Raw genomic sequence first — 4,147 nt, 5'->3', positions numbered from 1 at the left:
TAGGACAGAGGGTCAAATCAATCCGATTTCCATCTTCAAAGAGCATGAGATAAAGTCGACGGTTACCTAGAACATTATGCTGCTCAATCATGCGCTTGCCAAGCCTTTCCAACCAAGAAAGATCAGCCGCCAGAGCGTCCAAATTCTCCACAATGTAGACCACATCATAGTCTTGGAACTCGTCCTTGGGAGCATTTGGGTTTGTCCGCGAGCCGGAAATAGCGACGGCATTGACTTTTAGCGCTTTTGCGGTTTGTAAAATTAAATCGAGCATGTCTGTTTCTATTCTCATGTTTATCACACTCTTTTTCTATAAGGTAACAGATCTTTTATTATATTGAATAGTCTCTTAAAATTTAAAAAATTAAGAAAACTATACAAGCTTTATAAAATCTAAATAATATAAAGAGCTTCAATTATATACAAAAACAAGTAATTCTTTTCTTGCTATCGTGAGCTTTGGAAAAGCATTCTCTATAAAATGTATACATTGAACATCGTCAAAATTTGTCGAATAATACTTCGATAAAGAGTTTACTGCTCTTAATAATTTGTTAAAATAAGCTAAAACCAACGGCGGAACTTCTTCAGTATTCAGATGATTAATTTCCGATTCTATTAAATCTTCAATTGCTAAGAATATTTCTCCTATTTCATTTTCAATATTTGAAGATAAATTCTTTTTAGAATTAAAATCATTAATAAAATTCAAAAGTTTGTTATATTCCCATTCAAAATCATCTAGTGCTCTATAGAATATTGGGAAATCACTTTGTAATTTTAATAGATTTGACTTCCTTGATTGTCGAGCCATTTCTTTAAGTTCTCTTAAACTCTCTTCAACCTTTTTTTGAGTTTTAGATAGTTGCTTTTGTTGACTTGTCAGTTCTACTATATTTCTCGCGATTGAAGATTGAATAATTTCTAGCTTTCGTTGTCGTTCATCAATTTCTTTAGTATCTTTTTTTGAAATCCAAGTTGCATAAATTATAGGTACTAGAATTGAAAAGCCACCTATACCTATCTGAATCCAATTGGAAATCCAATCTGTTGAATCAATCGCTTTAATCAATTCCTCAAACATTTCAACATTCATTTTATAATCCTTGTTAATTCCGTGATTAAATTTATTAACAGTGAGTAAATGCAAGATTCATATAGAGATTTATTTGATACGTGAACACTATTATATTTACCTCGTTGCTTTATAAAGTTTATAATCATCGTAGTTTTTTAAATCATTTAAAGATTTAAATTCATTTTTTACAATAACTTCTAAAAGCTTTTCTGTGCTTAATAATTTTTCTCTATATTTTTCTCCTCCACTATAATAACACTTCTTTAATTCTTGATAATCTGGAAATCTAAGAAGTAATTGTTCTTGAAATATAGTTTGTGCTTCTTCATATCTTTTTGAAAGGAAATGTAATTTTAAAACAGTAAAAAAAGCCGTAAGAATAATAAAAATAAAAAGGAAAATTCCTATTAGTTTCACTGTGTTAAAATCAGCACTAATAACGAAGGTAGTTATAGTAAGTAAACCAACTATTAAGTCATTTTCTTTCTCCATACTTTCTAGCTCAAATATATCTAAACTTTTTAAAACAAAATATAAAGATAAACACAAAGCACAAGTCATAATCAAAAATATAAACCAAAATTGATATTTATCAAAACCAATTTCTGTTTGTAAGCTATACTCTTTAAATAAATTTGTAAAAAAATTTACTATTCTGTTAGAAATATTTTGATTTGAAATACTGCCAATTAATATATCTCCCAAAATAAACGCGTTTACAAATATTAAAACTGAAAACATAATTTGTCGGAAGTATCTGAAGAGCGATAATAAAAACACTATAAAAGAATTGTATGCATATGACAGTGACAAGAATAATATGAAAATAGAACAAATTCCAATCAATAAATTATTATGTGCATTCAGAGACAGAATTATGGGAAATAAAACCACCATTATAACTGTCGCAAAAATAGCTCTTACAAAATAGCTGCTCTGTTTAGTTTTAGAACTAACATTTTTCATTATGTAATCTTTATTGGCTAGAACTTTCAAAGCGTCGAGTCTTTCTTGTGCCTTTTTCTTTTGATTTTTATCATAGTCTGAATATAAAATATTACATTTTTCTGTGAATCTGTTTAATATGTCTAATAACATCTTAATAATACACATCTTAAAACACCCCACTCTCCTCAAGCGTAAACTTAACATTATCCTCAATCCACTTACGGCGTGGTTCGACCTTGTCTCCCATGAGGACATTGACACGGCGTTCGGCGCGTGCTAAGTCTTCAATCGTGACACGGATGAGGGTGCGGGTTTCTGGATTCATGGTTGTTTCCCAGAGTTGGTCCGCGTTCATCTCACCAAGACCTTTATATCGTTGGAGTGTTGCGCCTTTGCCAAACTGCTTGCGGAGTTCTTCTAGTTCACCGTCTGTCCAAGCATAGGCCACTTCTTCTTTCTTTCCTTTGCCTTTGGACATCTTGTAAAGAGGCGGAAGGGCGATATAGACATGTCCTGCCTCAACTAGGGGACGCATGTAGCGGTAGAAAAAGGTTAAAAGAAGAGTTTGAATGTGGGCACCATCGGTATCCGCATCGGTCATGATAATAATCTTGTCATAATTGGCATCCTCAATGGAGAAGTCTGCTCCCACACCCGCACCGATGGTATAAATCATGGTATTGATTTCTTCATTTTTGAGGATATCTGCCATCTTGGCCTTGGCTGTATTAATCACCTTACCACGAAGGGGCAAGATAGCCTGGAATTTCCGGTCACGACCTTGCTTAGCAGAACCGCCGGCAGAGTCTCCCTCGACTAGGTAGAGTTCATTCTTGGCAGGGTTTTTAGACTGAGCTGGTGTTAATTTACCAGACAACAAGCCCTTGTCTTTCTTGTTTTTCTTACCATTTCGGCTCTCATCACGCGCCTTGCGTGCTGCTTCACGAGCGTCACGAGCCTTGATAGCCTTACGGATGAGATTGGAAGCCAGTTCCCCATTTTCCATGAGGAAGAAGGTTAACTTATCAGCCACAATCCCATCCACAACTGGACGAGCCAGAGGACTCCCTAGTTTATCCTTGGTCTGTCCTTCAAACTGGAGGTGTTCTTCCGGAACTAGGATAGAAAGAACAGCTGCTAGTCCTTCACGGTAATCTGACCCTTCTAGGTTTTTATCTTTTTCCTTGAGGAGCCCTGTCTTACGAGCGTAGTCATTCATGACCTTAGTAATGGCAGACTTAAGTCCTGTCTCATGCGTTCCACCATCTTTAGTACGAACGTTATTGACAAAGGACAGAATGTTATCTGAAAATCCATCATTGTACTGGAGGGCAACTTCCACTTGGAAACCATTGTCTTCGCCTTCAAAGTATAGGACTGGCGTCAATGTTTCCTTGTCTTCATTGAGGTAAGAAACAAAGTCTTGTACCCCGTTCTCATAATGGAATTCGATTGCTTCATCTGTTCGCTTATCTGTCAAAGACAAGGTGACATTTTTTAAGAGAAAGGCTGACTCATTGAGACGTTCAGAAATGGTATTGTACTTGAAGTCAGTCGTAGAAAAAATCGTCGCGTCAGGCATGAAGGTAACCTTGGTACCTGTCTTAGACTTGGGTGCTGTACCAATTTTCTTCAAGGTTGTAACAGGTTTTCCACCATTTTCAAAACGTTGCTTGTAGACTGTACCGTCACGAGTAATTTCAACTTCTAGCCAACTAGAAAGGGCATTAACGACTGAAGATCCCACTCCGTGGAGACCACCTGATGTCTTATAACCACCTTGACCGAATTTTCCTCCAGCGTGGAGAATGGTAAAGATAACTTCAACAGTTGGAATTCCCATGGCGTGCATCCCGGTTGGCATCCCACGACCATGGTCTTGAACAGTTAGACTGCCGTCCTTATTGATGGTCACATCAATGCGGTCACCAAATCCAGACAAGGCTTCATCGACTGCATTATCCACAATTTCCCAGACTAGGTGATGGAGACCAGCACCGTCAGTCGATCCAATATACATCCCCGGACGTTTGCGGACCGCATCCAACCCTTCTAGCACCTGAATGGCGTCATCATTGTAGTTATTAATATTGATTTCCTTTTTTGACACAAGGAACCTCC

Annotated in this window: 4 protein-coding genes; all 4 read right to left on the bottom strand. The window is 36.7% G+C overall.

Annotated features, from left to right (window positions below; all coding sequences use genetic code 11):
- On the bottom strand, positions 1-292 hold a 292-nt coding region (locus GMD4S_RS11560), incomplete at its 3' end, for an aminoglycoside 6-adenylyltransferase (protein WP_001217741.1).
- A 120-nt stretch (positions 293-412) separates the two neighbouring features.
- Entirely contained in the window at positions 413-1,096 is a 684-nt protein-coding gene (locus tag GMD4S_RS11555; protein WP_001100251.1) for a hypothetical protein, read from the bottom strand.
- Positions 1,097-1,192: 96 nt separating this feature from the next.
- Positions 1,193-2,191 (bottom strand): hypothetical protein, encoded by a 999-nt coding sequence (locus GMD4S_RS11550; RefSeq protein ID WP_000334950.1) that lies wholly within the window; start codon positions 2,189-2,191, stop codon positions 1,193-1,195.
- 1 nt (position 2,192) lies between these two features.
- Positions 2,193-4,136, bottom strand: a complete 1,944-nt coding sequence (gene parE / locus GMD4S_RS11545) for a DNA topoisomerase IV subunit B (RefSeq protein ID WP_000037297.1) — start codon at positions 4,134-4,136, stop codon at positions 2,193-2,195.
- Positions 4,137-4,147 lie beyond the last annotated feature (11 nt).

It is taken from the genome of Streptococcus sp. GMD4S, from assembly GCF_000296955.1.
Note: the sequence above shows the minus strand (reverse complement) of the source record. Positions and strands in the feature narration are given on the sequence as shown.

Coding starts and splice junctions, on each gene's coding strand:
- GMD4S_RS11555 (WP_001100251.1), bottom strand. CDS start 1,096: ATGAATGTTGAAATGTTTGAGGAATTGATTAAAGCGATTGATTCAACA.
- GMD4S_RS11550 (WP_000334950.1), bottom strand. CDS start 2,191: ATGTGTATTATTAAGATGTTATTAGACATATTAAACAGATTCACAGAA.